The 23542-nt window shown below is 69.1% G+C and carries 27 protein-coding genes; 9 read left to right on the top strand and 18 right to left on the bottom strand.

Going from position 1 to position 23542, the window contains the following annotated elements; translation table 11 throughout:
* Positions 1 to 537 precede the first annotated feature (537 nt).
* From LGR54_RS14945 to ppdK, 4 genes are all read right to left on the bottom strand, one after another.
* A complete protein-coding gene (locus LGR54_RS14945; protein ID WP_230362789.1) occupies positions 538 to 756 on the bottom strand; it encodes a hypothetical protein in 219 nt (72 codons plus the stop codon).
* A gap of 101 nt (positions 757 to 857) precedes the next feature.
* Entirely contained in the window at positions 858 to 1067 is a 210-nt protein-coding gene (locus tag LGR54_RS14940) for a cold-shock protein (RefSeq protein ID WP_230362788.1), read from the bottom strand.
* 173 nt (positions 1068 to 1240) lie between these two features.
* The gene (gene rpsU / locus LGR54_RS14935; RefSeq protein ID WP_230362787.1) at positions 1241 to 1522 is read right to left on the bottom strand and encodes a 30S ribosomal protein S21; all 282 of its coding nucleotides are present in this window, start codon (positions 1520 to 1522) and stop codon (positions 1241 to 1243) included.
* 242 nt (positions 1523 to 1764) lie between these two features.
* Positions 1765 to 4443 (bottom strand): pyruvate, phosphate dikinase, encoded by a 2679-nt coding sequence (ppdK, locus tag LGR54_RS14930; RefSeq protein WP_230362786.1) that lies wholly within the window; start codon positions 4441 to 4443, stop codon positions 1765 to 1767.
* 299 nt (positions 4444 to 4742) lie between these two features.
* Between ppdK and LGR54_RS14925 the strand changes: the two genes are divergently transcribed.
* On the top strand, positions 4743 to 5138 hold the full coding sequence (locus LGR54_RS14925; RefSeq protein ID WP_230362785.1) for a DoxX family protein: 396 nt from the start codon (positions 4743 to 4745) through the stop codon (positions 5136 to 5138).
* A gap of 122 nt (positions 5139 to 5260) precedes the next feature.
* Here LGR54_RS14925 and LGR54_RS14920 read toward each other — a convergent pair whose 3' ends face one another.
* The 3 genes from LGR54_RS14920 to glyS form a co-directional block, all read right to left on the bottom strand.
* Positions 5261 to 5416 (bottom strand): DUF3096 domain-containing protein, encoded by a 156-nt coding sequence (locus LGR54_RS14920; protein WP_230362784.1) that lies wholly within the window; start codon positions 5414 to 5416, stop codon positions 5261 to 5263.
* Between the two features lie 240 nt (positions 5417 to 5656).
* Positions 5657 to 5884 carry a hypothetical protein gene (locus tag LGR54_RS14915; protein ID WP_230362783.1) on the bottom strand — a complete coding sequence of 76 codons (228 nt, stop codon included), beginning with the start codon at positions 5882 to 5884 and terminating at the stop codon, positions 5657 to 5659.
* A gap of 33 nt (positions 5885 to 5917) precedes the next feature.
* Positions 5918 to 7966, bottom strand: a complete 2049-nt coding sequence (gene glyS / locus LGR54_RS14910) for a glycine--tRNA ligase subunit beta (RefSeq protein WP_230362782.1) — start codon at positions 7964 to 7966, stop codon at positions 5918 to 5920.
* A gap of 183 nt (positions 7967 to 8149) precedes the next feature.
* On the opposite strand from glyS, the gene LGR54_RS14905 reads away from it, so the two are divergent.
* Positions 8150 to 8572, top strand: a complete 423-nt coding sequence (locus LGR54_RS14905) for a nuclear transport factor 2 family protein (RefSeq protein ID WP_230362781.1) — start codon at positions 8150 to 8152, stop codon at positions 8570 to 8572.
* 43 nt (positions 8573 to 8615) lie between these two features.
* On the opposite strand, the gene LGR54_RS14900 is transcribed toward LGR54_RS14905, so the two are convergent.
* Positions 8616 to 9554 (bottom strand): glycine--tRNA ligase subunit alpha, encoded by a 939-nt coding sequence (locus LGR54_RS14900; protein WP_230362780.1) that lies wholly within the window; start codon positions 9552 to 9554, stop codon positions 8616 to 8618.
* 124 nt (positions 9555 to 9678) lie between these two features.
* On the opposite strand from LGR54_RS14900, the gene xseA reads away from it, so the two are divergent.
* Together xseA and LGR54_RS14890 are read left to right on the top strand one after the other, a co-directional pair.
* Positions 9679 to 11274: an exodeoxyribonuclease VII large subunit gene (gene xseA, locus LGR54_RS14895; RefSeq protein WP_230362779.1), complete on the top strand. Its 1596-nt coding sequence runs from the start codon at positions 9679 to 9681 to the stop codon at positions 11272 to 11274.
* A 158-nt stretch (positions 11275 to 11432) separates the two neighbouring features.
* Entirely contained in the window at positions 11433 to 11666 is a 234-nt protein-coding gene (locus tag LGR54_RS14890; protein ID WP_230362778.1) for a DUF2093 domain-containing protein, read from the top strand.
* Between the two features lie 140 nt (positions 11667 to 11806).
* Here the strand turns inward: LGR54_RS14890 and lpxK are convergent, their stop codons facing one another.
* From lpxK to LGR54_RS14865, 5 genes are read right to left on the bottom strand one after another with little or no spacing between them, the layout of a single operon-like run.
* Positions 11807 to 12817, bottom strand: coding sequence for a tetraacyldisaccharide 4'-kinase (gene lpxK / locus LGR54_RS14885; protein ID WP_230362777.1), 1011 nt, complete (start codon positions 12815 to 12817; stop codon positions 11807 to 11809).
* A gap of 42 nt (positions 12818 to 12859) precedes the next feature.
* The gene (locus tag LGR54_RS14880; protein ID WP_230362776.1) at positions 12860 to 14161 is read right to left on the bottom strand and encodes a 3-deoxy-D-manno-octulosonic acid transferase; all 1302 of its coding nucleotides are present in this window, start codon (positions 14159 to 14161) and stop codon (positions 12860 to 12862) included.
* Positions 14154 to 14960 (bottom strand): lysophospholipid acyltransferase family protein, encoded by an 807-nt coding sequence (locus tag LGR54_RS14875; RefSeq protein ID WP_230362775.1) that lies wholly within the window; start codon positions 14958 to 14960, stop codon positions 14154 to 14156. Before LGR54_RS14875 ends, LGR54_RS14880 begins: the two co-directional genes overlap by 8 nt.
* Before the next feature lie 16 nt (positions 14961 to 14976).
* Positions 14977 to 15225 (bottom strand): DUF4170 domain-containing protein, encoded by a 249-nt coding sequence (locus LGR54_RS14870; protein ID WP_230362774.1) that lies wholly within the window; start codon positions 15223 to 15225, stop codon positions 14977 to 14979.
* An 18-nt stretch (positions 15226 to 15243) separates the two neighbouring features.
* Complete coding sequence (locus tag LGR54_RS14865) at positions 15244 to 16032, bottom strand: 3'(2'),5'-bisphosphate nucleotidase CysQ (protein WP_230362773.1); 789 nt, start codon at positions 16030 to 16032, stop codon at positions 15244 to 15246.
* A gap of 285 nt (positions 16033 to 16317) precedes the next feature.
* On the opposite strand from LGR54_RS14865, the gene LGR54_RS14860 reads away from it, so the two are divergent.
* A complete protein-coding gene (locus LGR54_RS14860) occupies positions 16318 to 16914 on the top strand; it encodes a DUF6101 family protein (RefSeq protein ID WP_230362772.1) in 597 nt (198 codons plus the stop codon).
* Between the two features lie 126 nt (positions 16915 to 17040).
* Positions 17041 to 17394, top strand: coding sequence for a hypothetical protein (locus tag LGR54_RS14855; protein WP_230362771.1), 354 nt, complete (start codon positions 17041 to 17043; stop codon positions 17392 to 17394).
* A 9-nt stretch (positions 17395 to 17403) separates the two neighbouring features.
* Here the strand turns inward: LGR54_RS14855 and LGR54_RS14850 are convergent, their stop codons facing one another.
* Both LGR54_RS14850 and LGR54_RS14845 read right to left on the bottom strand, forming a co-directional pair.
* Positions 17404 to 18096 carry a YoaK family protein gene (locus LGR54_RS14850; protein ID WP_230362770.1) on the bottom strand — a complete coding sequence of 231 codons (693 nt, stop codon included), beginning with the start codon at positions 18094 to 18096 and terminating at the stop codon, positions 17404 to 17406.
* Positions 18097 to 18230: 134 nt separating this feature from the next.
* Positions 18231 to 18566 carry a hypothetical protein gene (locus LGR54_RS14845; protein WP_230362769.1) on the bottom strand — a complete coding sequence of 112 codons (336 nt, stop codon included), beginning with the start codon at positions 18564 to 18566 and terminating at the stop codon, positions 18231 to 18233.
* 187 nt (positions 18567 to 18753) lie between these two features.
* Between LGR54_RS14845 and LGR54_RS14840 the strand changes: the two genes are divergently transcribed.
* A complete protein-coding gene (locus LGR54_RS14840; RefSeq protein WP_230362768.1) occupies positions 18754 to 19449 on the top strand; it encodes an AIM24 family protein in 696 nt (231 codons plus the stop codon).
* 25 nt (positions 19450 to 19474) lie between these two features.
* Here the strand turns inward: LGR54_RS14840 and LGR54_RS14835 are convergent, their stop codons facing one another.
* From LGR54_RS14835 to LGR54_RS14825, 3 genes are read right to left on the bottom strand one after another with little or no spacing between them, the layout of a single operon-like run.
* Positions 19475 to 19999 (bottom strand): chromate transporter, encoded by a 525-nt coding sequence (locus tag LGR54_RS14835; RefSeq protein ID WP_230362767.1) that lies wholly within the window; start codon positions 19997 to 19999, stop codon positions 19475 to 19477.
* Positions 19996 to 20631 (bottom strand): chromate transporter, encoded by a 636-nt coding sequence (locus LGR54_RS14830; RefSeq protein WP_230362766.1) that lies wholly within the window; start codon positions 20629 to 20631, stop codon positions 19996 to 19998. The genes LGR54_RS14835 and LGR54_RS14830 overlap by 4 nt, the downstream gene beginning before the upstream one ends.
* The gene (locus LGR54_RS14825) at positions 20628 to 21467 is read right to left on the bottom strand and encodes a hypothetical protein (protein ID WP_230362765.1); all 840 of its coding nucleotides are present in this window, start codon (positions 21465 to 21467) and stop codon (positions 20628 to 20630) included. Before LGR54_RS14825 ends, LGR54_RS14830 begins: the two co-directional genes overlap by 4 nt.
* A 231-nt stretch (positions 21468 to 21698) precedes the next feature.
* Between LGR54_RS14825 and tal the strand changes: the two genes are divergently transcribed.
* Together tal and LGR54_RS14815 are read left to right on the top strand one after the other, a co-directional pair.
* On the top strand, positions 21699 to 22661 hold the full coding sequence (tal, locus tag LGR54_RS14820; protein ID WP_230362764.1) for a transaldolase: 963 nt from the start codon (positions 21699 to 21701) through the stop codon (positions 22659 to 22661).
* A gap of 91 nt (positions 22662 to 22752) precedes the next feature.
* Entirely contained in the window at positions 22753 to 23532 is a 780-nt protein-coding gene (locus tag LGR54_RS14815) for a sulfite exporter TauE/SafE family protein (protein WP_230362763.1), read from the top strand.
* Positions 23533 to 23542: the final 10 nt, after the last annotated feature.

Here is a 23542-nt window from a genome sequence, read left to right as displayed (position 1 = left end):
GGAGCGCCGGCGCGATGGGCCCGCGGCCTATGGTCCGCGGCCGCCAGGGTACATCGCGACCATCATCGGGCGCGGCGGCGTGTCCGGCGACGCCTTCTGGCGCTGGTGGGAGCGGCGATGGGCGTGTGTCGATGGAATTTGCCAATGACAGCGCCCCTGTCGAGGCATACCGCCCGGCTCGGGCCTCGCATGGCGAGGCGCAGGCCGTCGCTGTGTCGCGGGGCTTAGGCACCGGGAAGATCCATTGCCGGGTCGATGATCGCAGCGAGCCGGGGGCTTTGCGCTGTCACCGGGAAACAGGACCAGCATCATCATTGCGATGCCGTTGCCGGAGGCGAGAGCCTTCTGAAGGGGGGGTGAACGCCTTGTCCCTCGACCGGAAAGCCGGTCGCCGATGCATCCTCATCGAGCGGACATGCAGCAGGTTGAAGAGCCGGCGTAGTCTCGCGACCGGTCGGAACCCGTCTCGCCCGGAGCGATCTCGCGGGCCGGACATGCTGCCAGGGGGTCTCCCGCGGCCGAGGTGTCGGTTCGAACTTAGTCGCCCTGGCGTCGGCGGCTCTTCGCTGCGGGCTTTGCCGGCGGGGCGGCGTCTTCCTGTGCCAGGCGCGCGGCCCGGAGGCGCGCCGTCTTGGCGTCCCGCTTGGCGGTCTCCTGCTCGATCATCGACATGGCGATGCGCGAGACCGATTCCGCCTTGCTTTCGGTCTTTGTGAGGTTGGGTTTGAAGAGGGGGGCCCGGGTCGGGTTCGTCATCGCCGCTCTCCTTAAAATGAAAAAGGCCGGGTTATCCCCGGCCCTCCCATATGCTCAACGATGCATGCCAGTACATCCGTGGTCACGCACCCTCGGCACAATCACGCCGCCTGCAGGCTGCCCGCGGTCTGCTTGCCGGTGCGGCGATCGGACTCGACCTCGTAGGAGATCTTCTGCCCGTCGCGCAGCTCGGTCATGCCGGCGCGCTGCACAGCGGAGATGTGGACGAAAATGTCCGACCCGCCGTTATCAGGCTGGATGAAGCCATAGCCCTTCTGGCTGTTGAACCACTTCACGGTACCCGTCGCCATGACGATATTCCTTTCATTCGACATAGAAATTCGTCCATTCACCCAGAGGGCAAACGGACATGGTCATCGATTTGAGAGGAAGTTCGCCACAGCGCACGAAGCGCAAAACAAAGTTCAACGTCCAAGATCGATGTGGATAACTTATACTAAGGGATGCCCTATCGCAACCCTGCCTAGACTAATTTCGCCGTCTCCGGCGAAGCCGCCTCGGGACGGGCGCGCGGGGGCAGGGGCTTCTTCTTCGGAGCGGCGATCAGGCCTTCGCGGATCGCCTGCTTGCGGGCCGCCTTGCGGGCGCGTCGCACCGCTTCGGCCTCTTCGCGGTTGCGCCGCTCGGACGGCTTCTCATAAGACCGCCGGGCCTTCATCTCGCGGAAGATGCCTTCGCGCTGCATCTTCTTCTTGAGGACTCTGAGGGCCTGGTCGACATTGTTGTCGCGAACGAGAACTTGCAATTCTTATCCAATCTGAGCGGCCGGTCGCGGCCGCGGTTCTGGCACTCCGAATTGAGCGATGCCGGGAATATGGGGTTTTGCGCGCAAAAGGAAACCCCTTTGCACGCAGGACACCCCTGCCGAGCTGCCCGGCGGGCCGGAATCGGCCGTCGGAATCGACCGGAGGGGCCACAAAAGCAGACGGCCGGGCAGGAGCCCGGCCATCGCCTCGTCGGTTCGGCGCCTGTCGGAGCCGGTTCGCCTCACGCCTGGCTGGCGGCCTGCGTCTTCAGCGCCGCCTGCGCCGCCGCGAGGCGGGCGATCGGCACGCGGAAGGGCGAGCAGGACACGTAGTCGAGCCCGACCTCCTCGCAGAACGCCACCGAAGCCGGATCGCCGCCATGCTCGCCGCAAATGCCGAGCTTCAGCTTCGGGCGCACCGCCCGGCCGCGCTCGGTGGCGATCTTCACCAGTTCGCCGACGCCCTCGGTGTCGATCGACACGAAGGGATCCACCTCGAAGATGCCCTTCTGGATGTAGGTGCCGAGGAAGGTGCCGGCGTCGTCGCGCGAGATGCCGTAGGTGGTCTGGGTGAGGTCGTTGGTGCCGTAGGAGAAGAACTCCGCCGTCTCGGCGATCTCACCCGCCTTCAGCGCCGCGCGCGGCAGCTCGATCATGGTGCCGACCTGGTAGTCGAGCTTGGCGCCGGTCTCTTCCTCGACCTTCTTCGCCACCGAATCGATGTCGTTCTTCACGAGGTCGAATTCGCGCTTGCCGGTGATCAGCGGCACCATGATCTCCGGCACCACCGGCTTGCCGGTGGACTTCTCGGCCGCCACGGCGGCTTCGAAGATGGCGCGGGCCTGCATCTCGGCGATCTCCGGGAAGGCGATGGCGAGACGGCAGCCACGGAAGCCGAGCATCGGGTTGAACTCGTCGAACTCCTTCTTGCGCGCGGCGAGCTTGGCGGCGCTCACCCCCAGCGCTTCCGCCACCTCGGCGATCTCGGCGTCGGTGTGCGGCAGGAACTCGTGCAGCGGCGGGTCGAGCAGGCGGATGGTGACCGGCAGCCCGTCCATGATCTCGAACAGTTCCTGGAAGTCCGAGCGCTGGGCGGCGAGCAGCTTGGCGAGCGCGGCGCGGCGGCCCTTCTCGTCGTCGGCGAGGATCATCTCGCGCACGGCGCGGATGCGGCCGGCCTCGAAGAACATGTGCTCGGTGCGCGACAGGCCGATGCCCTCGGCGCCGAAGTTCTTCGCGGTGCGGGCATCGAGCGGGGTTTCCGCGTTGGCACGCACCTTGAGGCGGCGCACGCCGTCGGCCCAGCCCATCAGCGTGCCGAACTCGCCCGACATTTCCGGCTGCAGCATCGGCACCGAACCGGCGATCACCTGTCCGGTGCCGCCGTCGATGGTGAGGATGTCGCCCTTCTTCAGCGTCACGCCGCCCGAGGTGATGGTGCCGGCGGCATAGTCGACGCGGATGGTGCCGGCGCCGCAGACGCAGGGCTTGCCCATGCCGCGCGCCACCACGGCGGCGTGCGAGGTCATGCCGCCGCGCGTCGTCAGGATGCCTTCCGAGGCGTGCATGCCGTGAATGTCTTCCGGCGAGGTCTCGATGCGCACCAGGATGACCTTGCGGCCCTGGCTCTTCAGCAACTCGGCGTCATCGGCGGAGAACACGATCTCGCCGGAGGCGGCGCCCGGCGAGGCCGGCAGGCCGGAGCCGATCACCGCCTTGTCGGCCTTGGGGTCGAGCATCGGATGCAGCAGCTGGTCGAGCGCGGCGGGGTCGACGCGGGCGATGGCTTCCTCGCGGGTGATGACGCCGTCATTGGCCATCTCCACCGCGATGCGCAGCGCGGCCTTGGCGGTGCGCTTGCCCGAGCGGGTCTGCAGCATCCACAGCTTGCTGTTCTCGACGGTGAATTCGAGGTCCTGCATGTCGCGGTAGTGCCCTTCGAGCACGCCGGCGATGCGGTTGAACTCGGTGAACACCTCCGGCAGCGCCTTTTCCATCGACGGCTTGTTCGAGCCGGCCTCGATGCGGGCGGTCTCGGTGATGTTCTGCGGGGTGCGGATGCCCGCCACCACGTCCTCGCCCTGGGCGTTGATCAGGAACTCGCCATAGAGCGCGTTCTCGCCGGTGGACGGGTTGCGGGTGAAGGCGACGCCGGTGGCCGAGCTGTCGCCCATATTGCCGAACACCATCGCCTGCACGTTGACCGCCGTGCCCCAGCTCTCGGGAATCGAGTGCAGGCGGCGATAGACGATGGCGCGCTGGTTCATCCAGGAACCGAACACCGCGCCGATGGCGCCCCACAGCTGGTCCTGCGGATCCTGCGGGAAGGGCTTGCCGAGTTCGTGCTCGACCAGCGCCTTGTAGCGCTTGACGATTTCCTTCCAGTCGTCGGCACCGAGGTCGGTGTCGAGAGTGTAGCCGTTATCGGCCTTGAAGCCGTCCAGCACTTCCTCGAAGTGGTGGTGCGGGAAATCGAGCACCACGTTCGAATACATCTGGATGAAGCGGCGGTAGCTGTCATAGGCGAAACGGGGATTGCCCGACGCCTGCGCCACCGCCTCGACCGTCACATCGTTGAGGCCGAGATTGAGTACCGTGTCCATCATGCCCGGCATGGACGCGCGCGCGCCCGAACGGACCGAGACGAGAAGCGGATTGGCGGGATCGCCGAAGGTCTTGCCGACCAGCTTGCCGACATAGGCGAGCGCACTCTCGACATCGCCCGTCAGCTCGGCCGGATAGACGTTGCCGTTGGCGTAATACCAGGTGCAGACCTCGGTGGAGATCGTGAAGCCAGGAGGAACCGGCAACCCCAGATTGGACATTTCGGCAAGGTTCGCGCCTTTGCCGCCCAGGAGGTTGCGCATGTCCGCCGCACCTTCTGCCGCGCCGTCGCCGAAGGTGTAGACCCATTTCGTCATTTCGGTAGTCCCGCTGGTTGAACGTGCCTGGACCGCACGATCATAGCCTCTATGGAAATGCTGGCGAGTTCGAAAAGGGAGCTCCATCAAGGAGTTCATCTTGTTGGGAAGGCCATCCCGGATGGCTTTTCCATCCCTTGGTCTAGCCGTTTGAGGTGTTTGGTTCAATCCATCATTCGCAATGCGGCGAATTATATCGCACTGCAACGTGATGCCTAGAGCGATTGCGTCCTGCCCGCCGTTGCGGCAGCCTCGCCCCGCCGGGAAAAAAACCGAGCGTATTCAGGGATACTGGGGAAATGACAAAAATCGTCGACACGCTCACGCCGCATGTGCTGAGCCTTCTGCGGATCATGACCGCCCTGCTGTTGATGCAGCACGGAACGACCAAGATACTGGGATTTCCCGTGACCCAGATGACCGGGGTCAGCCTGGCGACCATGCCCGGCCTCGCCGGCCTGTTCGAGCTGATCGGCGGCGCGCTGCTGCTGATCGGGCTGTTCTCGCGGCCGGTCGCCTTCGTGCTCTCCGGCATGACCGCGGTGGCCTATTTCCTGGTGCACGCGCCGAAGGACTTCTATCCGATCATCAATGGCGGCGAGACGGCGGCGCTGTATTGCTTCGTGCTGTTCTACCTCGCCTTCGCCGGCCCCGGCCCCTGGAGCGTCGACCGGCTGATCCGCAAGACGGTCTGAGCCGACGGGATCGAGGCAGTGACCGTCGGCGATTGCTGACGCACCGCGTCGGGGCGACCACATTTCCACGACATCATGGCCGGGCATCGCCCGGCCTTTTTTTGCCGGCGACGCCGGGCGCGTCACAGATTGATGGTGCCGTTGCCGATCAGGCCCATGACGCCGACGAAGATCAGGTACAGCGCCACGATGTAGTTGAGCAGGCGCGGCATCGCCAGGATGAGGATGCCGGCGACCAGCGCCACGATGGGCTGCACAGCGACGATGCTAACGGACATGAAGGGATCTCCGGTGGGGTCCCTCATGAACGGCCGGAGGTAGGGGAAGGTTCCCGAGGCGCCGGGACGTGGCGTGGGGAGCCACGTGCAAGGGCTGGGCGCCAAGCGCTACGGGCCGCACGCGAGGCGGCTATTCCGCCGGGCCGGTGTGATGGGTATCCGCGCGGGTCGCTAGGAAGAGGACATAGCACGCCGCGACCAGAAGCAGCGGAGCAACGTACCATGCGAGGGTCGCGGTCGTCATGGCTTTAGTCCCTTCAGAAGCAGTCTCGCCATGTAATGTATGGCCGAACCGCCCAGAATCCAAATGGTGGTAATGCCGAGGGCGGACCATCCGCCGGTCGGACCGGGGAGTCCGTAGGAGAGCGAGACGGTCGGGCCGATACCGCCGGTAATGAACATGGCGACGGCCACGTTGTTGAGCAACGTGGCCGTCAGCTTGGTGCGCTCGTTGTGGACGAGGCTCATCGTGCGATCCCCGTCCCCCGATCCGTGCCGTCCTCAGCCTTCGATGCGCTCGAAATCGGCGACCTGGCGAGTGATGGCGCGGATATCGGCCAGCAAGGCGAGGCGATTGGCCCGCAGTGCCTTGTCCTCGGCATTCACCGTCACCTTCTCGAAGAAGGCGTCGACCGGCGCGCGCAGCGAGGCCATGACGCCCATGGCGCCCTCGAAATCCTCGGCGCTGAGCGCGGTGGCGATCAGCGGACCGGCCTTGGCGATGGCATCGGCGAGCGCGCGCTCCTCCGGCTCATGCAGCAGCGTGATGTCGACGCCGCCACCATAGGAGACGCCGTCCTTCTTCTCCTCGATGCGGAGGATGTTGGCGGCGCGCTTGGTGCCGGCCAGGAGGTTCTTGCCGTCTTCCGTGCGCAGGAAGCGGCCGAGCGCCTCGACGCGCTTCACCACCAGCAAGAGGTCGTCCTGGCCTTCGAGCGCGAACACGGCGTCGACGAGATCGTGACGAGCGCCGCTCTCGCGGAGATGGACCTTCAGACGGTCGGCAAAGAAGGCGAGGAGGTCGGGCTCGACGAACTCCGACAGCTTCAGCCGCAGCCCGTTGTCGAGCACGATGCGCACCAAGCCGAGCGCGGCACGACGCAGGGCGTAGGGGTCCTTCGAGCCGGTCGGCTTCTCGTCGATGGCCCAGAAGCCCACCAGCGTGTCGAGCTTGTCGGCGAGCGCCACCGCCACCGAGACCGGGGCGACCGGCACGCGGTCGGCCGGGCCCTGCGGCTTGTAGTGTTCCTCGGCGGCGAGCGCGATCTCCTCCGGCAGGCCCTCGAGGCGGGCGTAATATTTGCCCATCAGGCCCTGAACCTCGGGGAACTCGCCGACCACCTCGGTGCGCAGGTCGGCCTTGGCATAGAGCGCGGCCTGTTCGGCGAGCGCGGGATCGGCGCCGACCAGCGGAGCCAGCGTCTTCGCCAGCGCGGCGATGCGCTCGATGCGCGCGAACTGCGAGCCGAGCTTCTCGTGGAAGGTAACGTTCTGGAACTTGGCCAGCCGATCTGCCAGCGGCACCGTCGCGTTGGTCTTCTTGTCGGTGTCCCAGAAGAACTTGGCGTCCGACAGGCGGGCGCGGATGACGCGGCCATTGCCGGCGACGATGGCGTCGCCGCCGTCCTTCGCCGCGAGGTTCGATACCAGGATGAAGCGGTTGGCGAGGCGCCCGGTCTTCGGGTCGTTCAGCACGAAGCACTTCTGGTTGGCGCGGATGGTGGCGCGGATCACCTCGTCGGGCACGTCGAGGAAGCCCTCGTCGAAAGCGCCGATCAGCACCACCGGCCATTCGACCAGGCCGGAAATCTCGTCGAGCAGGCCGGCGTCCTCCACCAGCTCCAGCCCGTGGGCGAGGGCGAGGTCGCGGGCATCGGCGAGGATGATGTCCTTGCGGCGCTCGCGGTCGACGACGACGAAGGCGGCTTCCAGCTTGGTCATCCAGTCGTCGAGCCGGCGCACGCGGATGGCGCCGGAAGACAGGAAGCGGTGGCCACGCGTGACGTCGCCCGAGCGGAGGCCGTCAATCTCGAAAGGCACCACCTCCGGCTCCTCGGTCTCCGGACCGAAGGTGCAGACGATGGATTGCAGCGGCCGCACCCAGCGCAGCGAGCCGGTTCCCCAGCGCATCGACTTCGGCCAAGGGAAGGCGCGGATGATGGCGGGGACGATCTCGGCGATCACCTCCGGCGTCGGGCGGCCGTGGCGGTGGAGATGCGCGACGTAGAACTCGCCCTTCTTCGGGTCGCTCTCGATCTTCGCCTGATCGATCGAGGCCAGCCCCGAGGCTTTCAGGAAGCCGTCGATGGCGGCCTGCGGCGCGCCGACGCGCGGACCCTTGCGCTCCTCATGGGTGTCCGGCTGGCTGGCTGGCAGGCCGTGCACGGCGAGGGCGAGGCGGCGCGGGGTCACGAAGGCCTTGGCACCCTCATAGAGGAGGCCGCGCTCGACGAGGGCGTCGGTGACCAGCTTCTTCAGGCTGTCGGCGGCGCCGGCCTGCATGCGGGCGGGGATTTCCTCGCAGAAGAGTTCGAGCAGGAGATCAGGCATAGCGGCCGCCAGTCAGGTTGGCTCTTCCGGAACCGGCTGCCCGGAAGGTGCGGCGGAAATCGCCCAGCTTGGCAGCCGCGTCAAGGCCGGCCGGCAAGCGGCGGGCCGATTCCTTCCAGTTTGAGTGGACGGCGGGCCGGGATCAGGGCGATAGTTTACCGCTCGCAACCTGGGGAGGCGGAGATGGGCGGGGCGGGGGACGACAACATTGCGCGCGTGAAGAAGGCCTACAAGGCCTGGGACGCCTGCAAGGGCGGCGATTGCAGCATGTGGCACGCGCTGGCGGACGACAACATCCGCCTCAATACCATCGGTGCCGAGGCGGCCGGGCTGGAATTCACCCGCCCGGGCGCGGGGCGCGAGCAGCTCGCCGCCTATCTCGACAGCCTGCGTGATGGCTGGGCGATGCGGTACTTCGAGCCCGAGATCTTCGTCGCCGACGACGATTCAGTGGTGATGTTCGGTCGCACGAGCTGGACCTACAAGGCCACTGGCAAGACCGCGACCACCGCCATCGCGCATCTCTGGCGCTTCGAGAACGGTGTGGCGGTGGAGTTCACCGAGGTCTTCGATGGCTCGGCGGCGGCCGCCGCCGCGCAGCCCTGACCCGGGACACACATCCGACCACGCAGCCGGGCCGCGACGGGCGCTAGGCGGGGGTGCCGCCGGCTTCCGTCGCCAGCCAGGCGGCGCCGCAGGCCTTCGCCAGCTCGCGCACGCGCAGGATGTAGCTCTGCCGTTCCGTGACGGAGATCACGCCGCGCGCGTCGAGCAGGTTGAACACGTGGCTCGCCTTGATGCACTGGTCATAGGCGGGCTGCGCCATCAGGTGGCGGGACCGGTCGTCGCTCCAGCCGGCTTCGAGGTATTTCGCCGCCGCGCTCTCGGCCATGCGGAACTGCTCCAGCAGCATGGCGGTATCAGCGTGCTCGAAATTGTGCCGGGAATATTCTTTCTCGGCTTGCAGGAACACGTCGCCATAGGTGACCTTCTCGTCCCCCTCGCGGCCGTTGAAGTTGAGGTCGTAGACGTTCTCGACCCCCTGCACGTACATGGCGAGGCGCTCGAGCCCATAGGTGAGCTCGCCGGAAACCGGGGCGCACTCAATGCCGGCCACCTGCTGGAAATAGGTGAACTGCGACACTTCCATGCCGTCGCACCAGCACTCCCAGCCGAGGCCCCAGGCGCCGAGCGTCGGGCTCTCCCAGTCGTCCTCGACGAAGCGCACATCGTGCAGCCGAAGGTCGATGCCGATGGCCTCCAGCGAGGCGAGGTAGAGCTCCTGAAGATTGGCCGGCGAAGGCTTCAGGATCACCTGGTACTGGTAATAGTGCTGCAGCCGGTTGGGGTTCTCGCCATAGCGCCCGTCCTTGGGGCGGCGGGAGGGCTGCACATAGGCGGCCTTCCACGGCTTCGGCCCCAGCGCCCGCAAGGTGGTGGCGGGGTGGAAGGTGCCGGCGCCGACCTCCATGTCGTAGGGCTGCAGCACGACGCAGCCCTTGTCCGCCCAGAAGGCGTGCAAGGCGAGGATAAGCCCCTGGAACGACTTGTCGGGTCGCATGTGAGGCGGCAGGGCAGGATCGATCATGACGGGTGCCGGCGGTTGGCGGAAAATCGCGCGCAACCTAGTGGCTGAGGGGACGGCGATCAAGGCGGGGGGCGGTCGGCCGGGAAGGTTTCCGCCGGTCGGTGAAACCGGCTATGACAGGCCCATGTCCGACCTCCTCACCGAATCGCCCGTCGGCAACGCGCCGGACTGGACGGTCTCCGAGCTCTCCGGCGCGCTGAAGCGCACGGTGGAGGACGCCTTCGGCCATGTCCGGGTGCGCGGCGAGATCTCCGGCTATCGCGGTCAGCATTCCTCCGGCCATGCCTATTTCAGCCTGAAGGACACCAACGCCCGCATCGACGCCGTGGTGTGGAAGCCGACCTTCAATCGGCTGCGGCTGAAGCCCGAGGAAGGGCTGGAAGTGGTCGCCATCGGCCGCATCACCACCTTCCCCGGCAAGTCGTCCTACCAGATCGTCATCGAGCAGCTGGAATATGCCGGCGCCGGCGCCATCATGGCGATGCTCGACGAGAGGAAGCGCCGCCTCGCCGCCGAAGGGCTGTTCGCGCCCGAGCGCAAGCGCCGCCCGCCCTTCCTGCCGCGCGTCATCGGCGTCGTCACCTCGCCCACGGGCGCGGTGATCCGCGACATCCTGCACCGGCTGTCCGACCGCTTCCCGCGCCGGGTGCTGGTGTGGCCGGTACGGGTTCAGGGCGACACGTGCGGGCCGGAGGTGGCCGCCGCCATTCGCGGCTTCAACGCACTGGAGCCCGGCGGGCCGATCCCGCGCCCGGACGTGCTGATCGTGGCGCGCGGCGGCGGCTCGCTGGAGGATTTGCTCGGCTTTTCCGACGAGGCGGTGGTGCGGGCGGCGGCGGAAAGCGCCATCCCGCTGATTTCCGCCGTCGGCCACGAGACCGACGTCACGCTGATCGACTTCGCCGCCGATGTCCGCGCGCCCACCCCGACCGCCGCCGCCGAGATGGCGGTGCCGGTGCGCGGCGAACTGGTTGCGGCGATCCAGGCCGGCGGCGCCCGCCTGATCGGGGCGATGGCGCGGGCCGCCGAGCGGCGGCGCGCCGATCTGCGCGGCCTCGCCCGGCTGCTGCCGAGCGCCGAGACGCTGCTCGCGGTGCCGCGCCAGCGGCTCGACCTCGCCTCGGGGCGGCTGCCGCGGGCGCTGAAGGCCAATGCGGCGGCGCATCGTCTGCAGCTTACCCGCGCCGAGGGGCGGCTGTCGCCGCACCGGCTGGTGCAGCTGGTGGCGGGCCGGCGCGAGCGCTTCACTCTGGTGGCCGGCCGGCTCGACGCCGCGCTGCGCGCGAATGCCAATGCGCATCGCGAGCGCATCCACCGCGCCCGCGAACGCTTCGAGGGCCAGCATGCCCGGCTGGGGCCGGCATGGCGGCGCGCGCTCGCCGAGCGGGGGCGCCGGCTCGACGCCATCGGCAAGCTGATGGGTGCGCTGTCCTATCGCGGGGTGCTCGCGCGGGGATTCGCTCTTGTGCGCGACGCCGACGGCCAGCCGCTGCGCAGCGCGGCGGCGATCGCCAGCGGGCAGCGGCTCGACATCGAGTTCGCCGACGGGCATGTCGGCGCCGTGGCCGGCGAAGGAAACCCCGGTATCCCGCCGGTCGGGTCTCCGCTCGCCGATCCGCCGCCGACGCGTGCACGCGGGCCGAGGGCCAGGGCGGAGCCGAAGGGCAAGGCGAAGGACTTGCCGGCCGCGCGGGCGCAACCCACCTTGTTCGACGACTAGCGCCGTTCCGCCCAATGAGGCCGCCGGCGGGTGGACGCGCGGGCGAACATGCGCCACTAAGCGGGAAACCTCGCCGGGTCCGACGGTCGGCTTGTCGGCGCGGGGCGGTATTGGCTATTGTCGTCCGAAAGGGCGGCCAGACAGGATCGATGACGACGATGAACCGCTTCGAACGGTTTTCCGCCTCCGGCGAGGCCGAGCTGCGCTATCTCGACGGCGATTTCCGCGTGGTGCGGCCCGGCACCTTCGTGCGCTGCGCCGTGACCGGCGAGCCCATCCCGCTCGACGAGCTGCGCTACTGGAGCGTCGATCTCCAGGAAGCCTATTCCAGCCCGCAGGCGGTGCTGACCCGGCTGCATCCCGGCCGCATGCGCACCCCGTCCGAGGGCTGATCGCCTTTACGCCGGGTGGGGTGGCCCGTCGCGGTGCTTAGAGCAATGCCGGTGAATTCCAGTTCATCGGCATTGCTCTAAGTCTTTGTCGATACGCATTTTCTTCACGCGAACCGGTACCCACTTCGCTTGAAAATGCTCTAGCCGTGGGCGAACAGCCCGGCCACCAGCCGGTCGAGCGCCGCGACGCTCTCCTTCTCCAGCACCAGCTGCACCGGCAGCACGACGCTGTGACGCAGCAGTTCCCGGCCTTCCGGCGTCGCGGTGAGGCGCACCGCGTCCTTCTCGGTGGTCACCGGCACCAGATCGTCCGCCGCCGCCCGCTCGCCGAGCGTGGCGATGTCCCGGGCGCTGAAGGGATGGTGATCGGGGAAGGCGAGGGTCGCCACCGAGGCGACGCCGAGGCCGCGCAGCGTGGCGAAGAACTTCTCCGGCCGGCCGATGCCGGCGAAGGCGAGCACCCGCCGGCCGATCAACCGCGACATCACCGCCGCGTTGGGCGCCAGCCGCCCGGTGAGCACGGCGAGGCCGGCCTCCTCCGCCAGCCGCGCCACGCCGTCGGCGGCCTGACCCTCGCCGATGATCAGCACCGCCTGTGCGCGGGCGAGCTGCGGGGCAAGCGGGGCGCGCAACGGCCCGGCCGGTACGCACAGGCTGTTGCCGACGCCGACGCCGGCATCGATGACCAGGATGGAGAGGGTCTTCGCCACCGAGGGGTTCTGGAAGCCGTCATCCATCAGCACCACGTCGGCGCCGTCGGCGACGGCCAAAGCGAGGCCGCGCGGCCGCTCGCGGGCGACATAGGTTGGTGCCACGCCGGCGAGCAGCAGCGGCTCGTCGCCGACCTCGAGGGCGCGGTGCCGTACCGGGTCGACCTGGATCGGCCCTTCGACGCGCCCGCCATAGCCGCGGGTCAGGATCGACGGGCGATGCCCCCGGCGGGCGAGGCGGCGGGCGAGATAGAGCGCGGTCGGGGTCTTGCCGGCGCCGCCGACGGTGGGGTTGCCGATGCAGATCACCGGCACGCCGAGGCTGACCCCCGGCTCGCGCATGCGGCGGGCGGCGACGCGGCCGACCACGGCGCCGAGAGGCGAGAGAAGATGCGCCGCCAGGCTCCGTTCGGGTCGCCACCAGAAGGAGGGTGCGCGCATCGTCTCAGATCTCGCGCCGGGCGGGGAGGGAGAGGGGACGGGTCATGAGGGATGCCGCTCCAGCCGGATCTGCACCAGATAGGGATCGAGGGCGGTCAGTGTCCGCTCCAGTGCCCCGCCCAGCGTGGCGATGGTGGCCTGCGCGGCCGCTGACACACGCCGGCGTGCTTCGCCGTCGGTGAGCAGCGCGGCGGCACCGGCCGCCAGCGAACGGGCGTCGGCGACCGCCAGGGCACCGCCCGCCGCGTCGAGCTGCTCATACAGCGCGGCGAAATTGGCGACATGCGGGCCGTGCAGGATGGCGGCGCCGAGCTTCACCGGCTCGATCGGGTTCTGTCCGCCGTGGCGGATCAGCGAGCCGCCGAGCAGGGCGACCGGCGCCAGCCGGTAGAACAGGCCGAGCTCGCCGATGGTGTCGGCGACATAGATCTGCGTGCCGCGATCCGGCAGATAGCCGTCCGAGCGCAGCACCGCCGGGCAGCCCGCCTCGGTGGCGACGCCGATCACCTCGCGGCCGCGCTCGGGATGGCGCGGGGCGATGATGGTGAGCAACTGCGGCAGCTCGCGCACCAGCTCGCCATGCGCGGCCACCACCACGGCGTCCTCGCCGGCATGGGTGGACGCGGCGACCAGGACGGTGCGGCCGATGGTGGCGGCGCGCAGCGCGTCGAAGGCGGCGAGGTCGACCGGCGGCGGCGGCGCGTCGAATTTCAGATTGCCGATGGCGCTGACCCGGGTAGCGCCGAGCGCGGTGAGCCGCTCGGCATCCTGCGGGCCCTGCGGCAGGCAGAGCGCGACATGGGCGAGCAGCGCGGCGACGCTCTTCGGCAGCCGGCTCCATTGCGCGAAGGAGCGCTCGGACATGCGGGCATTGACCAGCACCAGCGGCACCCGCCGCCGGCCGACCTCGACCAGCAGGTTCGGCCACAATTCGGATTCGACCAGCAGCACCAGGTCCGGCCGCCAGTGCTTGAGGAAGCGGCGCATGAACAGCGGCGAATCCAGCGGCAGGAACTGGTGCACGATGTCCGGCGGCAGCCGCGACCCGGCCAGCTTCGCCGAGGTGACGGTGCCGGAGGTGAGCAGCACCTTGAAGCCGAGGGCGCGCAGCCGGTCCATCAGCGGCATGATGGCGATGATCTCGCCGACGCTGGCGCCGTGCAGCCAGACCAGCGGCCCCTTGGGACGCGGGCGCGAGGCGCGGCCGAAACGCTCGCCGAGGCGGGCGGGGTCTTCCTTGCCGCGCCGGATCCGTCCGGCGAGCAAAAGCCGCGCGAAAGGCGAGGCCAGCCAGGTAAGGAGGCGATAGAGATGGATGAGCAGCGTTGCCCGGGCTCTAGGCATTGAGCTTGCCGGTGTGGGCGCCACCGGCCTTGCTACCATCGGCCTTGGCACCATCGGCCTTGCCGGGCTTGACGTCGCCGGGCTTGGCCGTGGCGATCGGCGCCCCGGCGGTGGAGGGGCGGCCGACCAGCGTCTCGGCGCGGGCGGTGATCTCCTCCAGCTGGCGCTGCAATTCGCGGCGGGCGGCTTCCAGCGTCTCGGCATCGGCATCGGCCGGCACCCACACGCCGTCGCCGGCGACCACGGCGGCGCGGCCGAAGGGCAGGTGGATGGCGGCCTTGTCCCAGCTCTTCGCCAGGATGCGGCGGGAGGTGGCGATCGCCACCGGAAAGATCGGCCGGCCGGCATGCTTGGCGATGGTGACGACGCCGAGGCCGGCGACGCGCGAGATCTTCGGCACGTCGGCGGTCATGGCGACGTTGCAGCCTTCCCGGAGGTTGCGGATCATCTCCATGGTGGCGTTGAGGCCGCCCTTTTCGTGGAAGTTGCGGCCCTGCGCGCCGGAGCCGCGCACCGTGCCGATGCCGAGCGCCTCGGCGGCGATGGCGTTGACGTCGGCATCGCGCGAGCGCGAGATCATCACCTTGGCCTTGTGGTGCGGCTTCACCAGGAACGGGGTGAGGAAGTGCTGCCCGTGCCAGAAGGTGAGGATCATCGGCAATTGCTGGTCGGCGAGCTCGTGCAGGTTCGCCGGCTCCATCACCACCCGGGAGGAGCGCCAGACAAAGCGCAGATAAGAGGCCATTCCGCGCCCGAGCAGGGTGCGGACCGCCTGCGAGCGTCGCAGCTTACGCCACATGGACCGAGGTTGTCCGTCAGTTCTTCGCGCCGCCGCCGACCGGATCGAGCAGGCGGTGCAGGTGGACGATGAAATAGCGCATCTGGGCGTTGTCGACGGTCTGCTGCGCCTTGGCCTTCCACGCCACATGGGCGGCGGCATAGTTCGGGTAGATGCCGACGATGTCGAGGCTGTCGAGATCCTTGAAGGTCACGCCCTCGATGCTGTCGAGCTCGCCGCCGAAGACGAGGTGGAGAAGCTGGGGACCCGTCGCACTGTCAGCCATTGCCATCGAATTCCTATGTCAGTCCTCGTCCCGGCGCGCCGCATCCGTCACCGACGGGTGCAGTCCGGTGCCCGTGGACACCAGAGCGCCGTGCCGGGGCACGGGGGCGTTGTAGATCAGCTGGAGGCCGTCGAGATCGGTCAGCCGGCCACCTGCTTCGTGCACCAAAAGGTCGGCGGCGGCAAGGTCCCAGTCGTTGCCGTTCGGCCCGGCGATGGCGATGTCGAGCTCGCCGGTCGCCACCCGGGCGATGCGCAGCGCGAGCGAGCGGATGCGCGGCACCCGGGCGAGCGTGCCGAGCCGGTCGACCCGCGACAGCCACTGCGCCGGCCCGTCAGCCCGGGCGCCGGCGACGGCGCGCGCATTGGAGGCGCGGATCGGCGCGCCGTTGCGGGTGGCGCCGCGTCCCGCCGCCGCCAGGAATAGCTCCTGCGTCACCGGGGCGAACAGCGCGCCGGCGATCGGCCGGCCATCCTCCACCAGCGCCGCCGCCACCGCCCAGTCCGGGCCGCCGGCCATGAAGGCGCGGGTACCGTCGATCGGGTCGACGATCCACACCCGACGGCGCTCCAGCCGCTCCGGGACGTCGGCCGTCTCCTCCGACAGCCAGCCATAGTCCGGGGCGAGGGCGCCGAGCTTCTCCTTGAGCAGCGTGTCGACGGCGATGTCGGCGTCGGTGACCGGGGAATCGTTGTGCTTCGACCAGGAGGTGATGCCGCGGGCGAACATGGCGCGCGCCACCCCGCCCGCTTCCACCACCACGGCGGCGAGCTGTTCGGCGACCGCGCCGGCGTCGGCGGGCGGCACGGCGGCGTTCGGGGAGCGGGGCGGGGACAGGTCCATCAGAGCGAATTAGGCGCAGCCCGCTCCCGACGCAAGCGCGACGATGCATGGCAGGCGCGCGGGCCATGCGGGCAGCCAGGCAAAAGGCCGGGATTGCGGGCTTTCCGGCAAGATTTCGTCAAGCATGCAACGCGAAGCCAGCGGCAAAGAAACGGTCAACCATGTCCCTTAAGCCGGATGCGACCGGGGCGTCGCTAAGGTTCAGCCCACGACCGGGACAGCAAAGTCGAAAAACCGGCGGGGAGAACCATGAGGCGTCAAAGCGCAACGGAGGTCTGGCCTCCGGTTTCATCTTACGACTATGTGTCGCTGGTGCGGCCGACCGGCGATGCCGGCTGGCCGGTGGTCTTCGACACGCCGGATGTGGGCGCCGAGGGCGGCCGCCGGCAGGTCGAATTGCATCCGGGCCATGTGCTGCTGCGCCGCCGGCTCGGCGACCTGCCGCTCCGGGCCGCGGTCGACTATGCCCGCTATCGCGGGCTCGCCATCGCGCTGCTCGATCCCGACGGCGAGGACGAGGGCGTCGCCGTGGTGCTGGTGCATGACGACGTGGAGCTGTCGGTGACGCTCTACAGCGCGCCGCATGCCGACGACGTGGTGGCGGAATGGCGGTTCTGGAGCGCGCTGCTCGGCCTGCCCATGCTCATCAGCGACGCCGCCGGCACGCTTTCCGCCGCCTATCCGACCCTCGGGCGGCTGGTGGTCGGCGAGGTGCAGTTGCGCCGCCGCCGGCGCAGCGTGCTGCGGCACCGTCGGCCGGCCATGTTCAAGCGCCGCGCCGCCGGCCGTCCCGCCGCGCCGCTGCCGGTGCATCGCGGCGAGCGGGAACTGATCGCCCGCGACTGAGCGGGCGGGCGAGCCGGGCGATGCGTCTCTCGAAACCTCGCCTCTCGAAACCTAACCGCGGACTTTGCTAGAATGCGCTCCGCGGCGGGCCGATTCTCTTCGCGGCCGTGCCGAGGGAAATCTGTCATGCGCCTGAAAGCCGTCGCCCCGTTCGCCGTCGCCCTGCTGCTGGTATCGGCCCCGGCCGCATGGGCCGGCCCCTGCACCCAGGACATCGTCGCGGCGCAGGAGGCGCTCGATCGGCTGATCGCCGACCTCGCCGCTTCCGGCCCAACCGCGCCGGAGAGCGAGGACGCGACGCTGAGCCACGATCCCTCGCCCGGCGGCATGGCCCAGGCGGAGGCCGAGCTTGGCGACGGCATCGCCCCCGAACTGGCGCAGACCGAGCTCGACAAGGCCCGCAAGGCCGATGAGCGCGAGGATTCCGACGCCTGCCATCAGGCGCTGGCCAAGGCCCGCGACGCGCTCGGGCTGGAATAGCGCGACGTACTAGTCGCCGCCAAATTCCGCCACTGCCGGCCCCAGATGCCGGTTGAAGACGAAGGCGAGCGCCGCCAGGCCCGCCAGCAGCAGGCCGGCGGTCACCAGCGCCGCCGTCATCCCGGTCCCGACCAGCATCAGCGTGCCGACCAGCGCGCCGACGACGAAGGCTGCCCAGGACAGGCCGTAGCTCGCCGCCTCGGTCAGCGCGCCGCGTCCGTTGAGCCGCCGCGCCAGCGCCTGGCCGACGCCGAACAGCGCGCCGGTGACGAAGCTCTTGCCGACATCGGCGCCGGCGATGATCTGGTGCACCGCGTTCTGCAGGCCCATGGCGACGGCGACCGGCAGCAGCGCGACGAAGCCGGCGTCGCGCTCCGCCAGCACGGCGGCCAGTGCGAACAGCAGCACCTCGACGGCGAGGATCCGCACCAGCTTCCAGCGGGCACTGGCATCGGCGATCAGCGTGCCGACCAGCGCGCCGATCACGAAGCAGCCGATGACGATGGCGGCATGCAGCGCCGCGGTCAGCTGGCCGGAGGCGAGGCTGATGCCGAGCCGCGTCGAGTTGCCGCTCATGAAGGAGAGGAACAGCCCGCCGAGATAGGCGTAGCCGACCGCGTCGACGAAGCCGGCGATGAGCGTGGCGAGGGTGGCGAAGATCAGCGGGCGCAGCGGGGTGCCGGTCGGCGGGGCAGGGGGCATGAGGTCCGGGGGGCGGAAGGATGGAGAAGTCAGCGGAATGGGGCGGGCGGGACGCGCCGGCCGCGTGACGACGGGGTGTTGCCGCACGGCGCCGGGCCGTGCGGCTTGCCGTCATCCGAAGCGGGGAACGGGCCTCACGGGCAGGTATGCACCCAGCCGCCGCCCCAGCCGCGATGCCAGTAGCAGGCCGGGCGAACCGGCGGGCCCCAGCCACGGGCATAGGGCGGCACATACCAGCCGGCGGGGTAGTTCGGGCGCCAGACGCAGCGCCAGGGTCCGCAGGCCCAGCGCACCGGCTCGATGCCGGGGAGCGTGGCGGCGGCGGGTGCGGCGGCGAGCGCCGGGGTAGCGACGCCGGCCTGCGCGGGGGCGGCGAGGCCGAGCGCGGCGGCGAGCGCGAAACTGCCGAGCAGCGGGGCGAACAGGCGGCGAGCGGAGGAGGAAGGGCCGAAGGCAGGCAGACCGGGCATGATAAGTCTCCCCAAGGGTTCGACGAGCCCGGCGATGATAGCACGCGCCCACGCGGCGGCATGCGCAAACGCATGGGGTAAACCCGTGTCGGAACTAAAAATTCGCCGCCCGTCGCCGCCGGCGGGCGGCTCGGCTAGTGTCGATCGGCGAGGGCCGGGTACGGCCCGCCTCCCGGGAGTTGACGCCATGCGTTCGAAGATCATCGGAACCACCTTGCCGGTGCTGGAGATCGGCCTCGATCCCGGCGAGAGCGTCGTCGGCGCGCCGGACCAGCTGTCCTGGATGTCGGGCGACATCTCCATGACCACCTCCACCGGGCTCAGTGGCGGGGGCGGCCTGTTCGGGCTGGTGAGCCGGGCGGTGTCCGGCGCCGGGATCTTCATGACCGAGTTCCGCGCCCAGCGCGGCCCGGGCAATGTCGCCTTCGCCGCCAAGCTGCCGGGCAACATCGTCGAGGTCGGGGTGGCGCCGGGGCGCGGCTATCTGGTGCATCGCCACGGCTTCGTCTGCGGCACCGCCGGCATCGAGGTGGCCGCCGGCTTCCAGCAGTCGCTCGGCGGGGCAGTGTTCGGCGGCGAGGGCTTCGTGCTGCAGAAGCTGTCGGGCGAGGCGACCGCCTGGGTGGAGCTCGGCGGCGAGCTGGTGAAATACGAGCTGCAGCCGGGCCAGGAACTGCTGGTGCATCCCGGCCATGTCGGCCTATTCGACGAAAGCGTCTCCTTCGAGATCACCACCATGCGCGGCGTCGCCAACGCGCTGTTCGGCGGCGACGGGCTGTTTTTGGTGCGGCTGTCCGGCCCGGGCAAGGTGTGGCTGCAGACGCTGACCCTGCCCGGCCTCGCCCATGCGCTGGCGCATTACCTGCCGCAGCGCGGCGGCTGAGCGAGTGGGCGGTCGCCTTGCCGGATCAGCGCAGCGCGATCAGTCCGACCACCCCGCCGCCCAGCACCAGGATCGCCGGGTTGATCCGTTTGACGAAATAGACGCCGAGAAACACCGCGATGGCGATGGCGATCGTCATCGCCCCTTCTATGGCGGTGCGGGCGATGGCGATGGCGCCGGCCGCCATCAGCCCCACCACCAGCGGCGCCATGCCCCGTTGCAGCGAGGCGCGCCAGGGCGAGCCCTCGAAATGGTCCCACAGCCGGGAAGCGCCGAGCGAGATCGCCCCCGCCGGCACGAAGAAGCCGAGATAGGCGAGCAGCGCGCCGAGGAAGCCGGTGACGTGATAGCCGATCACCATCACCATCAGCATGTTCGGGCCGGGTACCACCTGGCCGAGGCCATAGATGTCGCGGAACTGGTCGTCGGTGAGCCAGTGATGGGTGTCGATCACCAGCGCCTTGGTCTCGGGCAGCACCGCCGCGCCGCCGCCGACCGCCAGCACCGACAAGAGCGAGAATACGCCGAGGACGGAAAGGTTCTCGTTCATGCCGGGTCGCTCTCCGTCGCGTCGACGCCCTTGCGCGGGCGATAGATCAGTACCGCCGCCGGGCCGACGGTGAGGATCACCCACAGCAGCGAGACATGCAGGAAGCTCACCAGCCCGACGGTGACGAGGATGATCGCGACATCGATCAGCGATCCCAGCTGCTTGCGGCCGATCTGCAGCGTCACCGCCGCCAGCATGCCGACCGCCGCCGCGCCCACCCCGATCAGCGCGGCATTGACGTAAGGGTTATTGGCGTTCGAGGCGTAGGCGACGCCCAGCACCATGATCAGCGCCGCGCCGGGCAGGGTGATGCCGAGAAAGGCGACGATGGCACCGAGGATGCCGCGCAGCCGGTCGCCGACGATGATCGCCATGTTGGTGGCGTTGAGGCCGGGCAGCGCCTGGGCGATTTCCAGCGCCGAGAGGAAGCGCTCCTCGTCCAGCCAGCCCTTCTGCAGCACCAGCGCGTTGCGCAGATAGGCGACCACGCCGCCGCCGAAGCTGGTCGCCCCGATGACGAGGAAGGTGGCGAAGATCTCGCCAAGCCCCACGGATCCACGCCGAACGGGGCCGGCGGGCGGGGCAGGGGCGCCAGCGTTGGCGTCGAGGTCGGCCGGGGAGGGCGGGCTCATTCGCGACCGACCGCGGCGAGCTTGCCGAAATTATACACCAGCGCCGTCTTGGTGGCGCCGAGATACACCCATTCCGGCACCTTCTCCTGCACGTCGAGGAAGAAGGCTTCCGAGCGCGCCTTGGCCTTGGCGTGCAACGCGTCGTAGCGCTCGAACTTGGCCTGGAAGGCGAATTCGCCGACGATGGAGCTCTCGGTCGACCGGTCCCGCCACACCGCGATGGTCGCCTTGGCGACGAGGCCGTGGCCGAAATCGAAGCCGCCGACATTCACCTGCACTTCCTCGACCGGCAGGTTGTTGACCAGCGACACCGGCGTGCCGGCGCTGACCGGGCAGAGCTCCGACAGCACCGGGAATACCGAGGCGATGCGCTCCAGCCCGCTGTCCAGCACCAGTCCGGGGGAGAGCAGCACGCAATTATGCGAATAGAGGCTGCGCATGCCGCCGAGCTTGTCCTTCAGCGGCAGCAGCTCTTCCTTGAACTTGATGTCGGCGGCGCCCTGAAGATGCGGGGTGACGTCGATCCCCGCCGCCTCGGCGAGTTCGGGATGGCGGAACTTGAAGGTGAGCTCGTGGTCGTGTTCCGGCCAGCCATCGGTGTAGAAGGTGCGCTTGCGCAGGATGAAGGCGTTCCGGTACAGGTCGTAGTCGGGCGTGTCGTAAAACAGCACCTCGCGGACCTGGCGCTTGAAGCCGTCCTTATTGGTGTGGGCCAGCACCTTGTGCGCCTCGGCCACCTGACAGACCTTCTGCCAGAACACCTCGAACTGGCGCGGATCGAAGAACCGCTCGGGACGCAGCAGGATCTTGTATTCGCGGTAGTGAATGTCGTCCATGGCGACCTCGGGGAGCCGCGGCGGGCGGCCGCGCGATTCCAACGATTTACGCCCTGCCCGCGCCACTCACAAGACCGTGCCGACGCTGACGTCGCATGACTGAAACAAACGGCGGAGCATCTTGAAGCGGCAGGGCAAATTGTGGTCCAAGGGTCGTAACCTTGTGATCGCAGTCCCATATGACGTTTGACCCGACGCGGCGCGCTGCCGCACCAGGAAGAGAGATCGACAATGCCCTCCAAGCTTGAACAGCTGCGTGCCATGACCGTCGTCGTCGCCGATACCGGCGATATCGAGGCTGTGCGGCGCCTCAAGCCGCAGGACTGCACCACCAATCCGACGCTGCTGCTGAAGGCGGCGGAGACCCCGGCCTATGCCTCGCTGGTCGACGAGGCGATCGCCTGGGGCGCCAAGCAGGCCGGCGACCACGACACGGTGGTGAAGGCGACCTGCGACCGGCTGGCGCTCAATTTCGGCGCCGAGCTCGCCGGCATCGTGCCGGGCCGGGTGTCCACCGAGGTGGATGCCGACCTGTCCTTCGACACCGAGGCGACGCTCGCCAAGGCGCGGGCCTTCATCAAGGCCTATGAGGAACGCGGCATCGGCCGCGAGCGCATCCTGATCAAGATCGCCTCCACCTGGGAGGGCATCCGCGCCGCGGAAGTGCTGCAGAAGGAAGGCATCGACTGCAATTTGACGCTGCTCTTCGCGATGCCGCAGGCGGTGGCCTGCGCCGATGCCGGCGTGTTCCTGATCTCGCCCTTCGTCGGGCGCATCCTCGATTGGCATGTGAAGGCCGGCGAGGGGCCGTTCACCGCCGACACCGATCCCGGCGTCGTCTCGGTCCGGCAGATCTACGCCTACTACAAGACCCACGGCATCAAGACCGTGGTGATGGGCGCCTCCTTCCGCAATACCGCCGAGATCGAGGCGCTGGCCGGCTGCGACCGGCTGACCATCGGCCCTGCGCTGCTCGACCAGCTCGAGGCCGACCAGGGCACGCTGGTGCGCCAGCTCGACCCGGCGAAGATCGAGGGCACCCCGGCGCGGATCGTGCTCGACGAGAAGGCGTTCCGCTTCGCCATGAACCAGGACGCCATGGCGACCGAGAAGCTCTCCGAGGGCATCCGCCAGTTCGTCAAGGACCTGAACAGCCTGCGCGCCAAGGTCAGCGCGCGGCTGAAGGCAGCCTGAGGCGCGTCCCACCGCTTACGTCGCGATCCATCCGGGCGGGTGACGGCTGGCAGGCCGTCGCCCGCTGCCGTTTTTGAAGGCGAATTCCCTCATGTTCGATCCGTCGCAGCTCGGCTTCGCGCTGGCCGCCGGCATTGCCGCGGCGACGGTCGGCCTGTCCAAGGGCGGGCTGCCGATGATCGGCCTGCTCGCCGTGCCGATCATGTCGCTGGTGATGTCGCCACTCACTGCCGCCGGCCTGCTGCTGCCGGTCTACGTCGTCAGCGACCTGTTCGGCGTGTGGAGCTACCGGCGGGAATATTCCGGCCGCAACCTCGCCATCCTGATGCCGGCGGGGGCGCTGGGGGTGGGCATCGGCTGGGCCACCGCCACGGTGATCAGCGAGGAGGCGGTGATGCTGCTGATCGGGCTGATCGGCCTCGGCTTCTGCCTCAACCGCTGGTTCGGCCGCCTGCCGGCGCAGCCGCGCCCGGCCGATGTGCCGCGCGGGCTGTTCTGGGGCACGCTGACCGGCTTCACCAGCTTCGTCACCCATGCCGGGGCGCCGCCCTACCAGACCTACGTGCTGCCGCAGCGCCTGCCGAAGATGGTGTTCGCCGGCACCTCGACGCTGCTTTTCGCGGCGCTCAACGCCATGAAGCTGGTGCCCTACTGGGCGCTGGGGCAGCTGAGCCTGTCCAACCTCACCGTCACGCTGGCGCTCACCCCGGTGGCGGTGGCCGGCACCCTCGCCGGGGTGAAGCTGACCCGGATCCTTCCTGAGAAGCTGTTCTTCCGCCTGGTGATCGGGGCGCTGTTCCTGTTGTCGCTGAAGCTGGTGATGGACGGCGTGGTCCATTACGCCCAGGCCGCCGCCGCCGTCGCGTGGTGAGGGCGGTGGT

Source organism: Ancylobacter sp. Lp-2, assembly GCF_020523795.1.
Lineage (GTDB): Bacteria > Pseudomonadota > Alphaproteobacteria > Rhizobiales > Xanthobacteraceae > Ancylobacter.
The sequence above is the reverse complement of the archived record's forward strand: the minus strand, read 5'-3'. Positions and strand labels throughout refer to the sequence as shown.

Bases quoted from the DNA above. Each gene is read 5' to 3' on its own strand.
- LGR54_RS14945 (WP_230362789.1), bottom strand. From the start codon at position 756: ATGACGAACCCGACCCGGGCCCCCCTCTTCAAACCCAACCTCACAAAG.
- LGR54_RS14940 (WP_230362788.1), bottom strand. From the start codon at position 1,067: ATGGCGACGGGTACCGTGAAGTGGTTCAACAGCCAGAAGGGCTATGGC.
- ppdK (WP_230362786.1), bottom strand. From the start codon at position 4,443: ATGACGAAATGGGTCTACACCTTCGGCGACGGCGCGGCAGAAGGTGCG.
- LGR54_RS14925 (WP_230362785.1), top strand. From the start codon at position 4,743: ATGACAAAAATCGTCGACACGCTCACGCCGCATGTGCTGAGCCTTCTG.
- LGR54_RS14920 (WP_230362784.1), bottom strand. From the start codon at position 5,416: ATGTCCGTTAGCATCGTCGCTGTGCAGCCCATCGTGGCGCTGGTCGCC.
- LGR54_RS14915 (WP_230362783.1), bottom strand. From the start codon at position 5,884: ATGAGCCTCGTCCACAACGAGCGCACCAAGCTGACGGCCACGTTGCTC.
- glyS (WP_230362782.1), bottom strand. From the start codon at position 7,966: ATGCCTGATCTCCTGCTCGAACTCTTCTGCGAGGAAATCCCCGCCCGC.
- LGR54_RS14905 (WP_230362781.1), top strand. From the start codon at position 8,150: ATGGGCGGGGCGGGGGACGACAACATTGCGCGCGTGAAGAAGGCCTAC.
- LGR54_RS14900 (WP_230362780.1), bottom strand. From the start codon at position 9,554: ATGATCGATCCTGCCCTGCCGCCTCACATGCGACCCGACAAGTCGTTC.
- xseA (WP_230362779.1), top strand. From the start codon at position 9,679: ATGTCCGACCTCCTCACCGAATCGCCCGTCGGCAACGCGCCGGACTGG.
- LGR54_RS14890 (WP_230362778.1), top strand. From the start codon at position 11,433: ATGAACCGCTTCGAACGGTTTTCCGCCTCCGGCGAGGCCGAGCTGCGC.
- lpxK (WP_230362777.1), bottom strand. From the start codon at position 12,817: ATGCGCGCACCCTCCTTCTGGTGGCGACCCGAACGGAGCCTGGCGGCG.
- LGR54_RS14880 (WP_230362776.1), bottom strand. From the start codon at position 14,161: ATGCCTAGAGCCCGGGCAACGCTGCTCATCCATCTCTATCGCCTCCTT.
- LGR54_RS14875 (WP_230362775.1), bottom strand. From the start codon at position 14,960: ATGTGGCGTAAGCTGCGACGCTCGCAGGCGGTCCGCACCCTGCTCGGG.
- LGR54_RS14870 (WP_230362774.1), bottom strand. From the start codon at position 15,225: ATGGCTGACAGTGCGACGGGTCCCCAGCTTCTCCACCTCGTCTTCGGC.
- LGR54_RS14860 (WP_230362772.1), top strand. From the start codon at position 16,318: ATGAGGCGTCAAAGCGCAACGGAGGTCTGGCCTCCGGTTTCATCTTAC.
- LGR54_RS14855 (WP_230362771.1), top strand. From the start codon at position 17,041: ATGCGCCTGAAAGCCGTCGCCCCGTTCGCCGTCGCCCTGCTGCTGGTA.
- LGR54_RS14850 (WP_230362770.1), bottom strand. From the start codon at position 18,096: ATGCCCCCTGCCCCGCCGACCGGCACCCCGCTGCGCCCGCTGATCTTC.
- LGR54_RS14845 (WP_230362769.1), bottom strand. From the start codon at position 18,566: ATGCCCGGTCTGCCTGCCTTCGGCCCTTCCTCCTCCGCTCGCCGCCTG.
- LGR54_RS14840 (WP_230362768.1), top strand. From the start codon at position 18,754: ATGCGTTCGAAGATCATCGGAACCACCTTGCCGGTGCTGGAGATCGGC.
- LGR54_RS14835 (WP_230362767.1), bottom strand. From the start codon at position 19,999: ATGAACGAGAACCTTTCCGTCCTCGGCGTATTCTCGCTCTTGTCGGTG.
- LGR54_RS14830 (WP_230362766.1), bottom strand. From the start codon at position 20,631: ATGAGCCCGCCCTCCCCGGCCGACCTCGACGCCAACGCTGGCGCCCCT.
- LGR54_RS14825 (WP_230362765.1), bottom strand. From the start codon at position 21,467: ATGGACGACATTCACTACCGCGAATACAAGATCCTGCTGCGTCCCGAG.
- tal (WP_230362764.1), top strand. From the start codon at position 21,699: ATGCCCTCCAAGCTTGAACAGCTGCGTGCCATGACCGTCGTCGTCGCC.
- LGR54_RS14815 (WP_230362763.1), top strand. From the start codon at position 22,753: ATGTTCGATCCGTCGCAGCTCGGCTTCGCGCTGGCCGCCGGCATTGCC.